The 15,652-nt window shown below is 72.8% G+C and carries 12 protein-coding genes; 3 read left to right on the top strand and 9 right to left on the bottom strand.

Going from position 1 to position 15,652, the window contains the following annotated elements; all coding sequences use genetic code 11:
* Positions 1–13 precede the first annotated feature (13 nt).
* From AB0937_RS31475 to AB0937_RS31460, 4 genes are all read right to left on the bottom strand, one after another.
* Positions 14–523, bottom strand: a complete 510-nt coding sequence (locus tag AB0937_RS31475; protein ID WP_366716470.1) for an O-acetyl-ADP-ribose deacetylase — start codon at positions 521–523, stop codon at positions 14–16.
* Positions 520–1,929, bottom strand: coding sequence for an NAD(P)/FAD-dependent oxidoreductase (locus tag AB0937_RS31470; protein ID WP_366716468.1), 1,410 nt, complete (start codon positions 1,927–1,929; stop codon positions 520–522). Before AB0937_RS31470 ends, AB0937_RS31475 begins: the two co-directional genes overlap by 4 nt.
* Positions 1,930–2,108: 179 nt before the next feature.
* Complete coding sequence (locus AB0937_RS31465; protein ID WP_366716466.1) at positions 2,109–2,954, bottom strand: inositol monophosphatase family protein; 846 nt, start codon at positions 2,952–2,954, stop codon at positions 2,109–2,111.
* Positions 2,955–3,098: 144 nt separating this feature from the next.
* Positions 3,099–4,925 carry a gamma-glutamyltransferase gene (locus tag AB0937_RS31460; RefSeq protein WP_366716464.1) on the bottom strand — a complete coding sequence of 609 codons (1,827 nt, stop codon included), beginning with the start codon at positions 4,923–4,925 and terminating at the stop codon, positions 3,099–3,101.
* 415 nt (positions 4,926–5,340) lie between these two features.
* Here AB0937_RS31460 and AB0937_RS31455 point away from each other — a divergent pair, with 415 nt between their 5' ends.
* From AB0937_RS31455 to AB0937_RS31445, 3 genes are all read left to right on the top strand, one after another.
* A complete protein-coding gene (locus AB0937_RS31455) occupies positions 5,341–6,996 on the top strand; it encodes an FUSC family protein (RefSeq protein ID WP_366716463.1) in 1,656 nt (551 codons plus the stop codon).
* An 81-nt stretch (positions 6,997–7,077) separates the two neighbouring features.
* Positions 7,078–7,965 carry a LysR family transcriptional regulator gene (locus AB0937_RS31450; RefSeq protein ID WP_366716461.1) on the top strand — a complete coding sequence of 296 codons (888 nt, stop codon included), beginning with the start codon at positions 7,078–7,080 and terminating at the stop codon, positions 7,963–7,965.
* Between the two features lie 220 nt (positions 7,966–8,185).
* Positions 8,186–8,854 (top strand): hypothetical protein, encoded by a 669-nt coding sequence (locus AB0937_RS31445; protein WP_366716459.1) that lies wholly within the window; start codon positions 8,186–8,188, stop codon positions 8,852–8,854.
* Between the two features lie 27 nt (positions 8,855–8,881).
* Here the strand turns inward: AB0937_RS31445 and AB0937_RS31440 are convergent, their stop codons facing one another.
* The 5 genes from AB0937_RS31440 to AB0937_RS31420 all read right to left on the bottom strand — a co-directional run bounded on the left by AB0937_RS31440 (position 8,882) and on the right by AB0937_RS31420 (position 15,639).
* On the bottom strand, positions 8,882–10,408 hold the full coding sequence (locus tag AB0937_RS31440) for an NCS1 family nucleobase:cation symporter-1 (protein ID WP_366716457.1): 1,527 nt from the start codon (positions 10,406–10,408) through the stop codon (positions 8,882–8,884).
* A 135-nt stretch (positions 10,409–10,543) separates the two neighbouring features.
* The gene (locus tag AB0937_RS31435; RefSeq protein WP_366716455.1) at positions 10,544–11,566 is read right to left on the bottom strand and encodes a TIGR03842 family LLM class F420-dependent oxidoreductase; all 1,023 of its coding nucleotides are present in this window, start codon (positions 11,564–11,566) and stop codon (positions 10,544–10,546) included.
* Between the two features lie 11 nt (positions 11,567–11,577).
* Positions 11,578–12,981, bottom strand: coding sequence for a dihydropyrimidinase (gene hydA, locus AB0937_RS31430; protein ID WP_366716453.1), 1,404 nt, complete (start codon positions 12,979–12,981; stop codon positions 11,578–11,580).
* Positions 12,982–13,075: 94 nt separating this feature from the next.
* Complete coding sequence (locus AB0937_RS31425) at positions 13,076–13,918, bottom strand: nitrilase-related carbon-nitrogen hydrolase (RefSeq protein WP_366716451.1); 843 nt, start codon at positions 13,916–13,918, stop codon at positions 13,076–13,078.
* Positions 13,919–14,073: 155 nt separating this feature from the next.
* Positions 14,074–15,639 carry a PucR family transcriptional regulator gene (locus tag AB0937_RS31420; RefSeq protein WP_366716449.1) on the bottom strand — a complete coding sequence of 522 codons (1,566 nt, stop codon included), beginning with the start codon at positions 15,637–15,639 and terminating at the stop codon, positions 14,074–14,076.
* Positions 15,640–15,652 lie beyond the last annotated feature (13 nt).

Genomic DNA, 15,652 nt, shown 5'->3' with positions numbered 1-15,652 from the left:
ACCCTGCCGCGGTTCAGCACAGCCGCGCGGCGAACGCCTCGTACGCCTGCTCGTCGAAGAGGACGAACCTGACCTCCTCGACCGTGGTCTCCGCCGCCCGTACGGTCTCGATCGCGATGCGCGCGCCGTCGTCCATCGGCCAGCCGTAGACGCCGGTGGAGATCGCGGGAAACGCCACGGTACGGGCGCCCAGTTCACCGGCCACGCGGAGCGACTCGCGATAGCAGGAGGCGAGCAGACCGGAGCGGTCCTCGCTCGTGCTGAACACCGGGCCGACGGTGTGGACGACCCAGCGGGCGTCGAGCTCGCCGGCGATGGTGGCGACCGCCCGGCCGGTGGGCAGGCCCTTGCCGAGGTGGCCCGCGCGCAGCCTGCGGCAGTCCTCGAGGATCGCGGGTCCGCCGCGGCGGTGGATCGCTCCGTCGACCCCTCCCCCGCCCAGCAGGGAGGAGTTGGCCGCGTTGACGATCACGTCGACGCTCTCGCGGGTGATGTCGCCCCGGACCAGTTCGATGGCCGTCATATCCGCCTCAGCCGCTTCCAGACGGCCTTCGCCGCGTTGTGTCCCGACATGCCGTGCACCCCGGGGCCCGGCGGGGTCGCCGACGAGCAGATGAAGACCGCCGGGTGCGGGGTGCGGTACGGGAACAGCGTGGGCCTCGGGCGCAGCAGGAGCTGGAGGCCGGAGGCCGCGCCGGAGGCGATGTCCCCGCCGATGTAGTTGGCGTTGCGGGCGGCGAGTTCGGGCGGGCCCGCCGTGGCCCGGGCCAGGACGCGGTCGCGGAACCCCGGGGCGAAGCGCTCCAGTTGGCGCTCGATGGTGTCGGTGAGGTCACCGGTCCAGCCGTGCGGGACGTGCCCGTAGGCCCAGAAGACGTGCTTGCCCTCCGGGGCGCGGGTGGGGTCGACGACACTCGGCTGGACCGTGATCAGGAACGGCTTGTCGGGGGCCCGGCCCTCGCGGGAGGCGGCGCGCAGGGCCGTGCCGATCTCCGCGCTGCTCGCGCCGACCTGCACCGTGCCGGCGGCTCGGGCCTCCTTGGCGGTCCAGGGCACGGGGCCGTCCAGCGCGTAGTCGATCTTGAAGACGCCCGGCCCGTAGCGGTATCCGCCGTAGTGGTTGCCGAAACCTGCGATGCGGGCCAGGGCGGTGGGTGAGGTGTCGAAGACGTACGCCCGGGCCGGCGGCAGGTCGTCGAGGCGCTTGACCTCGTAGTCGGTGTGGACGCTGCCGCCGAGGTCCCGCAGGTAGGCGGCGAGGGCGTCGGAGAGGGACTGGGAGCCGCCGCGGGCGAGGGGCCAGCCGCGGGCGTGCGCCGCGAGGGCGAAGACCAGGCCGACGGCGCCGGTCGCGAAGCCGCCGAGCGGTGCCATGACGTGGGCGACGAGCCCGGAGAACAGGGCCTTGGCCGGTTCGTCGCGGAAGCGGCGCATCAACAGCGTCGCCGGGGGCAGCCCGGTCAGGCCGAAGCGGGCGAGGGTCACCGGGTCGCGGGGCAGCGCGGTCAGCGGCAGTGACATGAAGTCCCGGGCGAGGGTGTCCCACTTGGGCAGGAAGGGCTCGATGAGCCTGCGGTAGGCGCCGGCGTCGCGCGGGCCGAAGGAGGCGGCCGTCTCACCGACCGTGCGGGCCAGGACGGCCGCCGAGCCGTCCGGGAAGGGATGCGCCATGGGCAGCTCGGCGTGCAGCCACTCCAGGCCGTACCGCTGGAGCGGCAGGGCCCGGAACGCCGGTGAGTTGATGGCGAGCGGATGGGCCGCGGAGCACGGGTCGTGCCGGAAGCCGGGGAGGGTGAGCTCCTCGGTGCGGGCCCCGCCGCCCACGGTGCTCCGGGCCTCGAAGACGGCGACGGAGAAACCGCGACGGGCCAGCTCCACGGCCGCGGTCAGCCCGTTCGGCCCCGCACCCACTACGACGGCATCGAGCATCGACGGCACCTCGGACCCCTTCGTCAGCCGACGGCCACTGGGGATCAGGATATGCCCGGAGACTGACAGTCACCGGCCGCGGGTGATTTCCGCCGAGGAAGGCCGCTTCGAGACGGCCGGACCCCCCGCGCACCCACGCTGAGTGATCAGCTGCGTGCGACACGCGACTGTCCCGTTGCTCAGGCCCCGCCCGACAGCAGGCCCACCACCCTGCGGGCCGTGGCCGCGTCGCGGGCGGCGGTGAAGGGCAGGGTGTTGCCGCCCGCGATGCGGAACGGCTCGCCCGCGAGGGTGAGGTGGGCGCCGCCCGCCTCCTCGACCAGGAGCAGACCGGCCGCGTGGTCCCAGGCCGCTTCCCAGCTGAACGCCACCGCGTCCAACTCGCCGCGGGCGATGGCGAGGTACTCCAGCCCCGCCGAGCCGCACGGGCGCGGTGCCACGCCGTCGGCGCGCAGGCCGAGCAGGGCGTCCTTCTGTTCGTCCGTGGTGTAGTCGGGGTGGGAGGTGGCCACGCGCAGGTCCCGGCCGGGCTCCGGCACTCCGGCGAACAGCCGCTCCCCGTCGAGGCAGGCGCCCTTGCCGCGCTGGGCGGTGGCGAACCGGTCGCGGGCGGGCGCGTACGTCCAGGACGCGAGCAGGGTGCCGCGGTGGGCCAGCGCGACCAGGGTGCAGAACCCGGCCTCGCCGCGCACGAACTGGCGTGTCCCGTCGACCGGGTCGACGATCCAGACCGGGGCGTCGCCGTGTATCGCCTCGTACGTCGCGGGGCTGGCGTGCACCGTCTCCTCGCCGACCACGACCGAGCCGGGCAGCAGGGCGACCAGGGCCTCGGTCAGGTACAGCTCGGCCTTGCGGTCGGCGTCGGTCACCAGGTCGTGCGGGCCGCTCTTCTGGTCGACCTCGTGCGCGGCGAGCCGGCGCCAGCGCGGCAGGATCTCGGCGGCGGCCGCCTTGCGGACCGCCTCTTCGACGTCGGAGGAGTGCTGTGCGAGAAACTCTTCGATGGTTTCGATGCTGTCGATCACCCCTCCATGACACCACGCGCCACTGACAGGACCCGCCCGCCGGGTGCACTCCGGGTGGCATCGCGGTGAACAGCCGGGCGCGCCCGGGCACGGTCGGACGGCGCCGCGCGCCGCCCACGCGCGTGCCGGCTGGTCGCCGCCGGCTCACCGGCCCACCGCGTACCCCTGCATCCCGCGCGGGTTCGCCGCCGCAGACAGCACACCCGTCTCCGGGTCCCGCGCGACCACGCACAATCGGCCCTCCGACCAGGGTCCGCCCACGGTCACGTCATGGCCGCGGCGCCGCAGTTCCGCGACGACGGCGGGGTCGGTGCGGGACTCCACGGTCACACTGCCCGGGCGCATGCCGCGCGGGTAGAAGGAGCCGGGGAAGCTGTCGTTGTGCCAGTTCGGGGCGTCGATCGCGCCCTGGAGGTCGAGGCCGCCGCGTACGGGGCCGCGCAGGGCGACCGCGAGGAGGAAGTGCAGCTGCCACTGGTCCTGCTGGTCCCCGCCGGGCGTGCCGAACGCCATGACGGGCACGCCGTCGCGCAGGGCGATCGAGGGCGTCAGCGTGGTGCGGGGGCGGCGGCCGGGCGTGAGGGAGTTCGGCAGCCCCTCCTCCAGCCAGGTCATCTGGAGCCGGGTGCCGAGCGGGAAGCCGAGTTCGGGCACGACCGGGTTGGACTGGAGCCACCCGCCGCTGGGCGTGGCCGAGATCATGTTGCCCCAGCGGTCGACGACGTCGAGGTGGCAGGTGTCGCCGCGGGTGGTGCCGTCGGCGAGGATCTCCGGTTCGCCGGCCACGGGGGACGCCGTGCCCTTGGCGACGGTCGGTTCGCCGACGCCCAGGGCCTCGAAGCCATCGTGTGCGGCGGCCGCCACGCGCGCGTGCGCGCACAGCCGCGGGGTGCGTCCACCGGGGCTGCCGGGCCGCAGATCGTTCTCGGCCCGCTCGCCGACGAGGGCACGGCGGGCGGTGTTGTACGCGCCGGACAGCAGGTCCTCCAGTGGCACGTCGGCGGCGTCCCCGTACCAGGCCTCCCGGTCGGCCATGGCGAGCTTGCAGTTCTCCACCAGAAGGTGGACGTGGTCGGCCGAGCCGTACGGGGGCAGTTCGGGCGGGAGCAGGGCGAGTTGCTGGAGAAGTACCGGGCCCTGGCTCCAGGGGCCCGGCTTGCACACGGTCCAGCCGTTCCAGTCGTACGTCGCCGGTGTCTCGTAGGTCGCGGACCAGGCGGCGAGGTCGGCGGCCGTGAGGGTGCCGGTGTGGCGTTCGCCGCTGGTGTCCTTCGTGGGGCGGGCGGCCTGGCGGACGAGGGCCTCGGCGATGAACCCGGTGCGCCACACCTCCCGCGCGGCGTCGATCCGCGCCTCCCTGTCCCCCGCCCCGGCGGTCTCGGCGAGCAGGCGCTGCCAGGTGGCGGCGAGCGCCGGGTTGGCGAAGAGTTCGCCGGGGCGTGGCGCCTTGCCGCCGGGCAGGTAGACGTCGGCCGACGAGGTCCACTCCGTCTCGAACAGCTCGCGCACGGTCTCGACGGTCTCGCCGACCCGCTCCACGGGCGCGTGCCCGTGCTCGGCGTAGCCGATGGCGTACGCGAGGACGTCGTCGAGGGACTTGGTGCCGTGGTCGCGCAGCAGCAGCATCCAGGCGTCGAACGCGCCCGGTACGGCGGCGGCGAGCGGGCCGGTGCCGGGGACGAGGTCCAGGCCGAGGCCCGCGTAGTGGGCGACGGTCGCGCCCGCCGGTGCTACGCCCTGCCCGCACAGCACCCGTGCCTCGCCGCCGGCCGGGGCCAGCAGGATCGGCACCTCGCCGGCCGGGCCGTTGAGGTGCGGCTCGACGACGTGCAGCACGAAGGCGCCCGCGACGGCGGCGTCGCAGGCGTTCCCGCCGCTCTCCAGGACCGCCATCGCCGACTGCGCGGCGAGCCAGTGGGTGGAGGACACCATGCCGAAGGTGCCCTGGAGGGTGGGGCGGGTGGTGAACATCTGACCTCTCACCGGGCCTCGGGACGCGGGAGCGAGGCCGGAGCCGTCGGGTCCGGAACTCCCTCCCCTTCGCTGCCCCCGCCCGGGCGACGTCAATCACAGGCGGCGGCGCGGCGGTCTTCGCACCTCCGGAAACCCGCAGGTCACAGCTCGAATGCCCTGAGGTTATGGATCTCTGTCGGACCAGGCATTGGACGCATGCCAGGCATCGTCCCAGGCTGGGGAGCGAGCCCCGGGTCGCGATGCAGGAGGAGGAGTCATGGGCACAGGGAGCAGTACCGCCGACGGCGTCCTCCGGACGCGCGCGCGGCAACGCCGTCCTGGACACGGCCGTACGACACCGGCCGCGGACACGCGACCGGGCCGTCCGCGGCGCACGTCATTCCCGTGGCCGCGGCGCCCCCTTCGCGTCCGCGTGCCCGGGTCGCTGCCCCTGGCCGCGGCGGCGCGAGGGGCCGTCGCGCTCGCGCTGCCCCTGCTCGTCGGGCTGGCCACCGGGTGGGTCGTGCTCTCGGCGATCGCCGCCATCGGCGCCCTGTGGGGGGTGAGCCAGGACGGTTCCGACCCGTACCGGGTCCGGGTGCGGCGGCTGGGCTGGACCGGGGTGTCCAGCGCGCTCGGTCTGCTCGCCGGTGAACTCGCCCTGCGCAGCGGGGAGCCGGCGGCGGTGGCGGGGTGCCTGGTGGCGGCCGCGCTCGTGGCGGGCGGTGTCGGCCTGCGCGGGCGGATCGCGTCCGTGTCGGGCATGCACCTGCTGCTCGGCGTCACGATCGGCAGCGGCATCCCGGTGCCGGGGCCGTGGTGGCAGCCGCCGCTGGCGCTGCTCGCCGGTGTCGTCCTCGTCCTGGTGCTGTCCGCGGCCCCGTGGCTGTGGCGCCGGCACCACGTCGAACGGGCCGCCGTGCTCGCGGTGTACCGGAGCGCGGGCGAGGCCCTGGCCGCGGCGGGTACCGATGCCGCCGAGGAAGCCCGCCTGCGGATGACGCTGGCCCTGAACCACGCCCACGAGGTGATGGCCCCTCATCTCGCCCCGCGCGGGCGGCGGCAGGCCGGGGCCGGGGACCTGGTCCGGGCGTTCCACCACGCCGTGCGCCTGGGCGAGGCCGTGACGGCCCTGGTGTGGGAGGGCCGTTCGCTGCCGCCCGGTCTCACCCGCGTACCGCGGCACCTGGCCGGACGCCTGCTGCCGGGGCACCTCGCGGCCCCGGAGGACCGCCCGGTGCTGCCGGCGCCGGTGTCCGGCTCGCCGGGCGGGCGCGCCCTGGCCGAACTGGTCTCCGCCGTCGACGGGGAACCGGAGGGGCTCGACCTGGAGTTGCGCCTGCCGGTGCACGAGGGGCCCGGGCGGGCGGCACGCGTACGGTACGCGCTGCTGCTGGCCGGGTGCGTGCTCGCCGCCCATGTGCTCGCGGAGGTGCTGCACCGGCCGCGCGGCTACTGGCTGCCCATGACGGTGGCCTTCGTCTACAAGCCGGACTTCGGTCCGCTGTTGCCCCGGGCCCTGCACCGGTGCGTCGGCACGATCGTCGGGGTGGCCGCCATCGGGGCGGTGTCCGCGGCGGCCACGGGTACCTACGCCGTGGTGGGTGTCGTGGCCGTGTTCGGCGCGCTCATGGCCATCGGCGTGCGGCACCACTACGCGCTCGCCACGCTGGGCCTGACCGCCGTGGTGTTCGTGCTGCTGGACCTGCTGGGCGACCATCGTCCGCTGTACGGCACGCGGGTGGTGGACACAGCGCTGGCGTCCGCGCTGGTGCTCGTCGCGCACTTCGCGGTGTGGCCGGACTCCGCCGCCCGCCGCGCCGAGGCGCAGACCGAGGCCGCCATCGCCGCCGCCCGGCGCTACCGCGACGCCGCGCCGGAAGCGGGCCCGGTCCAGCGGCAGTCGCTGCGCCGTGCGGCCTACCACCGGCTGGCCGAGGCGCGCCGGACGGTCGCTCACGCGCGGCGCGAACCGGCCCGCCGCGGGCGGCCGCTGCCCGACTGGGAGAGCGCGATCACGGCGGCCGAACAGCTCTGTGACCAGGTGACCGGGCACGTGGTGGCGGGTACGGCGCATCCGGTCCGGTAGCGGCTCCCGGCCCGGCTCGGGTGTGACCCATGCCGCCTCCGCCTGGGTCGCCGGCGACCCATGACGGGGAAGAATGGGAGCATGGATCTCCAGGTGCTGCGTTCCTTCCAGGCCGTCGCGGAGGGGACGACGGTGACCGACGCCGCGGCGGACGCCGGTGTCACCCAGCCCGCCCTGTCCCGGGCCCTGGCCCGGCTGGAGGGCGAGGTCGGCGCCGAGCTCCTGCAGCGCGTCGGGCGCGTGCTGCGCCTCACTCCGGCGGGCCGGGTGTTCAAGGAGTACGTCGACGGGGTGCTCGACAACTACGACCGGGGCCGGCGGGCCGTGACCGAGATGGTTCACCCCGACTCGGGCGTGGTGTCGCTGGCCTTCCTGCACACCCTGGGAACCTGGCTCGTTCCCCGGCTCCTCACCGACTTCCGGCGGACCTTCCCGAAGGCGCAGTTCGAGCTGCACCAGGACGGCGAGATGGGGCTGACCCGGCACCTCCTCGAGGCGACCGCGGATCTGGTCATCACCAGCAGCGACCCCGGCCACCCCCTCATCACGTGGCGGCGGCTGCTCGTCGAGCCGTTGCTCCTGGCCGTGCCGTCCCGGCACCGGCTGGCCGGGCGCCGCCGGATCCGCCTGGCCGAAGTGGCCGACGAGCGGTTCATCCTGCTCAAGCGGGGATACGGGCTGCGCGACATCACCGCGGAGCTGTGCCGCGAGGCCGGCTTCACGCCGGTCATCGCCTTCGAGGGCGAGGAGGTGGAGACCCTGCGCGGTCTGGTCGCCGCGGGGCTCGGGGTGTCCCTGATCCCGTCGTCGCCGGACGCCACGGCCGCCGAGTCCCCGATCCGCTATCTGGAGATCACCGACGTACGGGGCGCGCGGGACATCGGCATCGCCTGGCTGAGCTCCCGCGCTGTGCCGCCGATCGCCCGGCGCTTCCGCGACCACGCGCTGCGGGTGCCGACCGGGGAGTGAATGTCCCTCCTGTCGCGGGAAGTCGAGGCATGTCCGGCCTTGTCCGGGCGGCCGGCGGGGCGTCGCGCTGCGCGCAGCGCGACCGGACCGGGACGCACAGTGTCTCCGGGGACTTGGGTGGGAGGCGGCACTTCCGCACCACGGGGACGCATGTGACACTGTCGTCCCCGTCCGCCGTGCGGACCCGCTCCGCACCGTCCGTCCCCACCTGAAGGGCGCCGTGCGTTCCGTATCCCTGCCCCTGGCCCTGACCGCCCGTCTGTCCCCGGTGGTGGTGCTCGCCGCGGCGGGCTGGGCGCTGTCGTCCGGTCCGCTCGCCGCGCCACAGGCCGCCGAGCACCAGCCGGCCGAGCAGAAGACCGAGAGCCGGTCCGCGTCCGCCCCGTCGACGTCGACGGTGCCGAAGGCGTACTCGGCCGCTCCCGCCCCGTGCGAGAGCGTCGCCGAGAAGACGGTCGGGTCGCTGGTGCCGGGTGCCAAGACGGCCGGCAAGGAGATACCGTCCACGGACGCCGAGCTGCGCCGCACCTGCTCCTGGAACGCGCTCAAGGGGTACGACTACCGCTGGCTCGACGTGTCCTACGAGATCATGCAGTCGGACGAGGCCGCGCGGAAGTCGTACGCGGCCGGAGTCGAGAAGAAGAGCGGCGGCGGGGCCGTCCCCGGTCTGGGGGACAGCGCGTACTCGGTCGTGAACCTCACGACCGAGGACAAGCAGGAGACCCGCGAGGGCGTCGTGATCGCCCGCGCCTCCAACGCGCTGGTGACGATCACCTACAACGGCAGTGACTTCGAGTCGAAGAAGGCGCCCAGCACGGACACGATCAACAAGGGCGCCATCAAGGCCGCGAAGGAAGCGGTGGCCGCGCTGGAGAGCGACAAGGGCTGAGCCGCCGCCCTCCAGCGCAGGTCCGTGTCAGGCGGATGCGCGGTCACGGCCCCGCAGGGCCATCAGCGCCAGGTACAGGACCATGGACGTGCCGAGGCCCACGGCCCAGCCGTAGTCGGCCAGATCGGCCAGCGCGGGGATCGGGCGGCCGTCGATCAGCGGTTTGAAGCTCGCGCCGCCGACGGCGAGGACACCGCCGACCGCGAAGGCGACGACGGCCCGCCAGTTCCAGCCGCCCTCGTACCAGTAGCGGCCGCCCGGGCGGTACAGGTCGGCGAGGTCGAGCCGGGAGCGGCGCAGGATCCAGTAGTCGGCGATGAGGATGCCGGCGACGGTGCCGAGCAGGCCGCCGACCAGGCCGAGCCAGGTGAAGATGTAGCCCTGCGGGTCGGAGTACAGCTTCCAGGGGAAGATCAGCACACCGAGGACGCAGGTGGCGAGGGCGCCGGCCCGGAAGCTGATGCGGCGGGGCGCGATGTTGGAGAAGTCGAACGCCGGTGAGACCAGGTTGGCCGCGACGTTGACGGAGAGCGTCGCCACCAGGACGGTGACCAGCGCGAAGAGCAGGCCCGCCGTGTTGTCGGTCTTGGCGGCGAGCTGTACGGGGTCCCAGATGGCCTCGCCGTAGACGGCCTGCGAGCCCGAGGTGACCATCACCGACAGGAAGGCGAACAGGGTCATGGTGGTGGGCAGGCCGAGGGCCTGGCCCCGGGTCTGTGCCTTCTGGCTCCTGCCGTAGCGGGTGAAGTCGGGGATGTTCAGCGACAGCGTCGACCAGAAGCCGATCATGCCCATCAGGGCGGGGGCGAACAGTTTCCAGAAGTCGGCGCCCCAGCCGAGCTTGGAGGGCTGGTCGAAGAGCGGGCCGAAGCCTCCCGCCTTGTCGCTCATCCACCACAGCATCACGAACGCGCCGATGAGCACGAAGGGCGCCGCCCAGTTCTCGAAGCGGCGGATGGTCTCCATGCCCCGGTAGATGATGACGACCTGGAGCGCCCAGAAGATCGCGAACGACAGCCACATCGTCCAGGCGTAGCCGCCGACCTTCGCGGCGTCCGTCCAGCCGGTGCCGATGAGCTTGCCGGCCAGGAAGTAGATGGCCTCGCCGCCGATCCAGGTCTGGATGCCGAACCAGCCGCACGCCACCAGCGCCCGTACGACGGCGGGCAGGTTGGCGCCGCGGATGCCGAAGGAGGCCCGGGCGAAGACCGGGAAGGGAATGCCGTACTTGGGTCCGGCGTGCCCGGTGAGCAGCATCGGTATCAGCACGATGACGTTGGCCAGGGCGATGGTGAGCACCGCCTGCTTCCAGTCCATGCCGACGGCGATGAGCCCGGAGGCCAGGGTCCAGGAGGCCGTGTTGTGGGCCATGCCGACCCACAGCGCGGAGAAGTTGTAGGTGGTCCAGGTGCGCTTGTCGACCGGGACCGGCAGCAGGTCCTCGTTGGCGTAGGGGCCGGTGGGCGCGGGGGCGCCCGGGGCGATCTCCACCCGGCCGTCGGCGAGCGTGACTTGGGTGGTCGGCGGTGGCGCCGTGGGAGCGGTATCGGTCATGGGCCGGGCCAATCAGGGGAGGTGGGACGGGAAAGGCCGTGCGGTGAGCCGATGGGGGGTGCGCTCGGGAGCGTCCTGGGCCCCCTTCCCGAGCCGCTGGGAAGGGGGAGTTCACAGGGGGTGGGGCGGCGGAGGTCAGCCGTTGACGGCCGGGATCACCCGGGATCCGTAGGCCTCGATCACGGCCTCCTGCGCGTCGTGCATGTCGTAGACGGCGAACTGGTCGACGCCGAGCGCGCGCAGCGCGTCCAGCTTCTCGATGTGCTTCTCCACGGGGCCGATCAGGCAGAACCGGTCGACGATCTCGTCGGGCACGAACTGGGTGTCCGGGTTGCCGGCGCGGCCGTGGTGGGAGTAGTCGTAGCCCTCGCGGGCCTTGATGTAGTCGGTGAGTTCGTCGGGGACGGCGGCGGAGTGCTCGCCGTACTTGGAGACGAGGTCGGCGACGTGGTTGCCGACCATGCCGCCGAACCAGCGGCACTGCTCGCGGGCGTGGGCGAGTGCCTCGGGCGAGTCGTCCTCGGTGACGTACGCCGGTGCGGCCACGCAGACGGTCACCTCGGCGGGGTCCCGCCCGGCCGCTACGGCCGCGTCCTTCACGGCCTTGACCATGTACTCGGCGAGATAGAGGTCGGCGAGCTGGAGGATGAACCCGTCGGCCTCCTCGCCGGTCATCTTCAGGGCCTTGGGGCCGTACGCGGCCATCCACACGGGCAGTTCGGCACCCGGCTTGATCCACGGGAAGCGGACGACGGTGCCGCCGCCGAGGTCGGCCTCCCGTCCGCCGGCCAGGTCCCGGATGACCTTCATGGCCTCGCTGATCCGGGCCAGGGTGTTGGGCTTGCGGCCGGCGACCCGCATCGCGGAGTCGCCGCGGCCGATGCCGCAGACCGTGCGGTTGCCGAACATGTCGTTGAGGGTGGCGAAGGTGGAGGCGGTGACCTCCCAGGTGCGGGTGCCCGGGTTGGTCACCATCGGCCCGACCTTCAGGGTCGTGGTGTTGGCCAGGATCTGGCTGTAGATCACAAAGGGTTCCTGCCACAGCACGGCGGAGTCGAAGGTCCAGCCGTACGAGAAACCGTTCCGTTCCGCGCGTTTCATCAGGCTGATCACCCGCGAGGCCGGCGGGTCGGTCTGCAGGACGAGTCCGAAGTCCATCTGCGCCACTCCTAGTTGAGGTACTGACAGGTGGAACGCGGGGTGAACACGCCGTGCCCGGCGCGCCCGGTGTACTCCCGCTCGGTGATGACGGGTTCGCCGCGCGAGAGGACCGTCTCGACCCGGCCGGTGGTGCGTTTGCCCTCGTAGGCCGAGTAGTCGACGTTCATGTGGTGCGTCTCCGCGGACATGACCTGCTCGGCGTGCGGGTCGTAGATGACGACGTCGGCGTCGGCGCCCGGCGCGATGGTGCCCTTCTTCGGGTAGAGGCCGAACATCCGGGCCGGGGTCGCGCAGGCGATCTCGATCCAGCGGCGGCGCGAGATGTGGCCGTCGAGGACCGCCTGGTGGAGCAGGTCCATGCGGTTCTCCACGCCCGGCAGACCGTTGGGGATCTTGGAGAAGTCGCCGCGGCCGAGCTCCTTCTGCCCCACGAAACAGAAGGGGCAGTGGTCGGTGGAGACGACCTGGAGGTCGTTCGTGCGCAGCCCCCGCCACAGGGCGGCCTGGTGCTCCTTCGGCCTCAGCGGGGTGCTGCACACGTACTTCGCGCCCTCGAAGTCCGGCTCGGCGAGGTTGTCGGTGGACAGGAACAGGTACTGCGGGCAGGTCTCGCCGAACACGTTCAGTCCCTCGTCGCGGGCCCGGGCCAGCTCGGCGACCGCCTCCGTCGCCGAGACGTGCACGACGTACAGGGGCGCGCCGGCCACCTGCGCGAGTTTGATGGCGCGGTGGGTGGCCTCGGCCTCCAGCAGCGCCTTGCGGACCTCGCCGTGGTGGCGCGGGTCGGTCTCGCCGCGGGCCAGGGCCTGTTCGACGAGAACGTCGATCGCGATGCCGTTCTCGGCGTGCATCATGATCAGGCCGCCGTTCTCGGCGGAGCGCTGCATGGCGCGCAGGATCTGGCCGTCGTCGCTGTAGAAGACGCCCGGGTAGGCCATGAACTGCTTGAAGGAGGTGATGCCCTCCTCCACGAGGTGGTCCATCTCCTTGAGGGTGTGGTCGTTGACGTCGGAGACGATCATGTGGAAGCCGTAGTCGACGGCGCAGTTGCCCTCGGCTTTGGCGTGCCAGGCGTCGAGGCCCTCGCGCAGGCTGTGTCCGACGCTCTGCACCGCGAAGTCGATGATTGTCGTCGTGCCGCCCCAGGCGGCGGCGCGGGTGCCGGTCTCGAAGGTGTCGGAGGCGAAGGTGCCGCCGAAGGGCAGCTCCATGTGCGTGTGGGCGTCGACGCCGCCGGGGATGACGTACTTTCCGCCGGCGTCGATGGTCCGGTCGGCCGTGAAGGCCTCTGCGGCGGGGGTGTGGGAGGTCGCGAGGGCGGCGATTCGGCCGTCCTCGATCAGGACGTCGGCGTGGATCTCGTCGGAGGCTGTGATGACGAGGCCGCCGCGGATGACTGTACGGCTGGTCATGCTGTGTCGCTCCTCGCGGTGTGAACGTGCGGGTTGTGTGTGGCTGGTCGCGCAGTTCCCCGCGCCCCTGAAGGGCGTGCCCCTTGGCGGCGTTCTAAGGTGCCGTCAGTGGTCCGTACGCTCCCGGCGCGCGGTCCCTGTAGAACTGCCAGCGGTCGCGGACCTCGCGGAGTTTGGCCATGTCCAGGTCCCTCACCACCAGTTCGGGCTCCTTGTCGCTCGCCACCTCGCCGACGAACTGTGCCTCCGGGTCCACGAAGTACGACGTGCCGTAGAAGTCGTTGTCGCCGTACTCCTCGACGCCGACCCGGTTGATCGCGCCGACGAAGTACTCGTTGGCCACGGCCGCCGCCGGCTGCTCCAGCTGCCAGAGGTAGCCGGACAGGCCGCGGGAGGTCGCCGAGGGGTTGAAGACGATCTCGGCACCCGCGAGACCGAGGGCGCGCCAGCCCTCCGGGAAGTGGCGGTCGTAGCAGATGTAGACGCCGATACGGCCGGCCTTGGTGTCGAAGACGGGCCAGCCGGAGTTGCCCGGGCGGAAGTAGAACTTCTCCCAGAAGCCCCTGACCTGGGGGATGTGCGTCTTGCGGTACTTGCCGAGGTAGGAGCCGTCCGCGTCGATCACGGCGGCGGTGTTGTAGAGGACGCCGGGCTGTTCCTCCTCGTACATCGGCAGTACCAGGACGATGCCGTGTTCCTTCGCGAGGGCCTGGAAGCGCCGGACGACGGGACCCTCGGGGATCTGCTCGGCGTACTCGTAGAAGGCCGGGTCCTGCACCTGGCAGAAGTACGGTCCGTAGAACAGCTCCTGGAAGCACAGGACTTGCGCACCCTGAGCGGCAGCGTCGCGGACCGCCTGCTCGTGGACCTGGATCATCGATTCCTTGTCGCCCGTCCAGGCGGTCTGGAAGACGGCGGCACGGATCACTTGGCTCATCGGGACCTCCGGTCGCTCGGTGTGCCGTGAGCCTAGGAAGTCGCGCGGCCGTCTTTGAGTTGCACCGTGTCACGTCTGGGGGCGTGCGGCGTGCCACCGTGTCACTCGTTCGTGGATTCATGTTTCACCGCCGTTTTCCCAGGTGGTTGCATGTTTCACTGCTGTTGCGCGTCGTGCGCGAGGAGTGCGATGTGCACCGAGGCGGCCTGTTCGAAGTCGTCGAGGTCCACCCCGAGGCGGACCTGTATGGCCTCCAGACGGCGGTAGAGGGCGGGCCGCGAGACGTGGTGGAGCTGGGCGGTGCGGGACTTGTTGCGCCCGGTGGCCAGGTAGGTGCGCAGCACCGGCAGCAGGTCCTCGTCGGTCTCGCGCAGCAGCCCGTCCAGCTCCCGCTCCGCGAAGGACTGCACGTGCGGGTCGTCGCGCAGCAGCCGGATCAGGCCCCGCAGGTGGACGTCCTTCAGGCGCACGACCGGCGGGAGGTCGAGGACGGCGCAGGAGTCGGCCACGGCGTCCGCGACGTGCTGGGCCTCGCGCAGTCCGGTGGGTACGTCGTCCCAGGCGGCGCGGGGTTCGGCCGCGGCGACAACCGTGTGGTCCGGGCCGGACTCGGTGCGCAGCCGGGTGGCGAAATGCGCGGTGAGGGCGCCCGCGTCCTGGTCCCGGGGGACGCTCAGCAGCACGGCGGTCGCCCCGTCGGCGAGTTCGGCGACCAGCCCGGGCAGGCCCAGCAGCCGCAGCAGGCGTTCGAGCCGGGCGGGGTCGCCGTCGCGGACGACCACCGGCACGAAGGTGCGCCGGTTGACGGGCAGCCCGGCCGCACGCGCCCGGGGCAGCAGTTGCCGTGCCGGTACGACCCCGCTGACCAGGTCGGTGAGCAGGCTCTGCGCGGACTGCTCCTCCCAGGAGCACGCGGCACCGCCGCCGAGCATGCGGTGCAGGACGAGGGCCTCGGCGGCGCGGTCGGCCAGCAGCCGTCCGGTGGCGGTGTCGCCGCGGTAGCCGCACAGCACGATCCGGCCCCAGCGTTCCCCGCGCCCTCCCAGTTCGGCCCGGATCCAGCCGTCGCCCTCGGTGCCGCCGGCCTGCCGGGCGATGCGCTCCCAGTCACGCAGCACGTCGTCGACCGCGGGCCGCTCCCCCGCCGTGCCGAGGACGCGGTGGGCGAGGTTGGTCACGACGACCGGGCAGGCGCTGTGCCGGGCGACCTCGTCGAGCAGGCGTTGCAGCGGGGCGCCGGCGGTGATGAGGGCGGTGAGTTCGGTGCGCACGGCCTCGGAGAGGCTGACGGCGGCGAACTTGCGCCGCACCAGCCGCGACTGGACCTCCTCGGTCAGTTCGGCGAAGGGGAACGGCCGGTGCAGGACGACCAAGGGCAGTCCGCACCGCTCGGCGGCCCGGCGCATCACCTCCGGGGCGGTGGGGAAGGCGCGGCCGAGTCCGAGGACGACGGCGGCGGCCTCGGCGCGGTGCAGGGACCGGACGTACTCGGCCTGCTTGTCCTCGTCGCCGGCGAGCAGCACACCGGTGGTGAGGACCATCTCGCCGCCGCTGAGCATCACACCGACGTCGGCCGCCTCGGCGACGTGCACCCAGCGCACGAGCCGGTCGAGATGGCTCGCCCCGGCCACCACCTCGGGTTCCCCGGCGAGTACCCGCTCCAGGGTGAGGACCCGCCGCACCGACAGCGCGGGCTCCAGGGAATCCAGGGTGATGGTCATGGCGGGCCCCTTG

It is taken from the genome of Streptomyces sp. NPDC047880, assembly GCF_040706515.1.
Taxonomy (GTDB): domain Bacteria; phylum Actinomycetota; class Actinomycetes; order Streptomycetales; family Streptomycetaceae; genus Streptomyces.
Note: the sequence above shows the minus strand (reverse complement) of the source record. Positions and strands in the feature narration are given on the sequence as shown.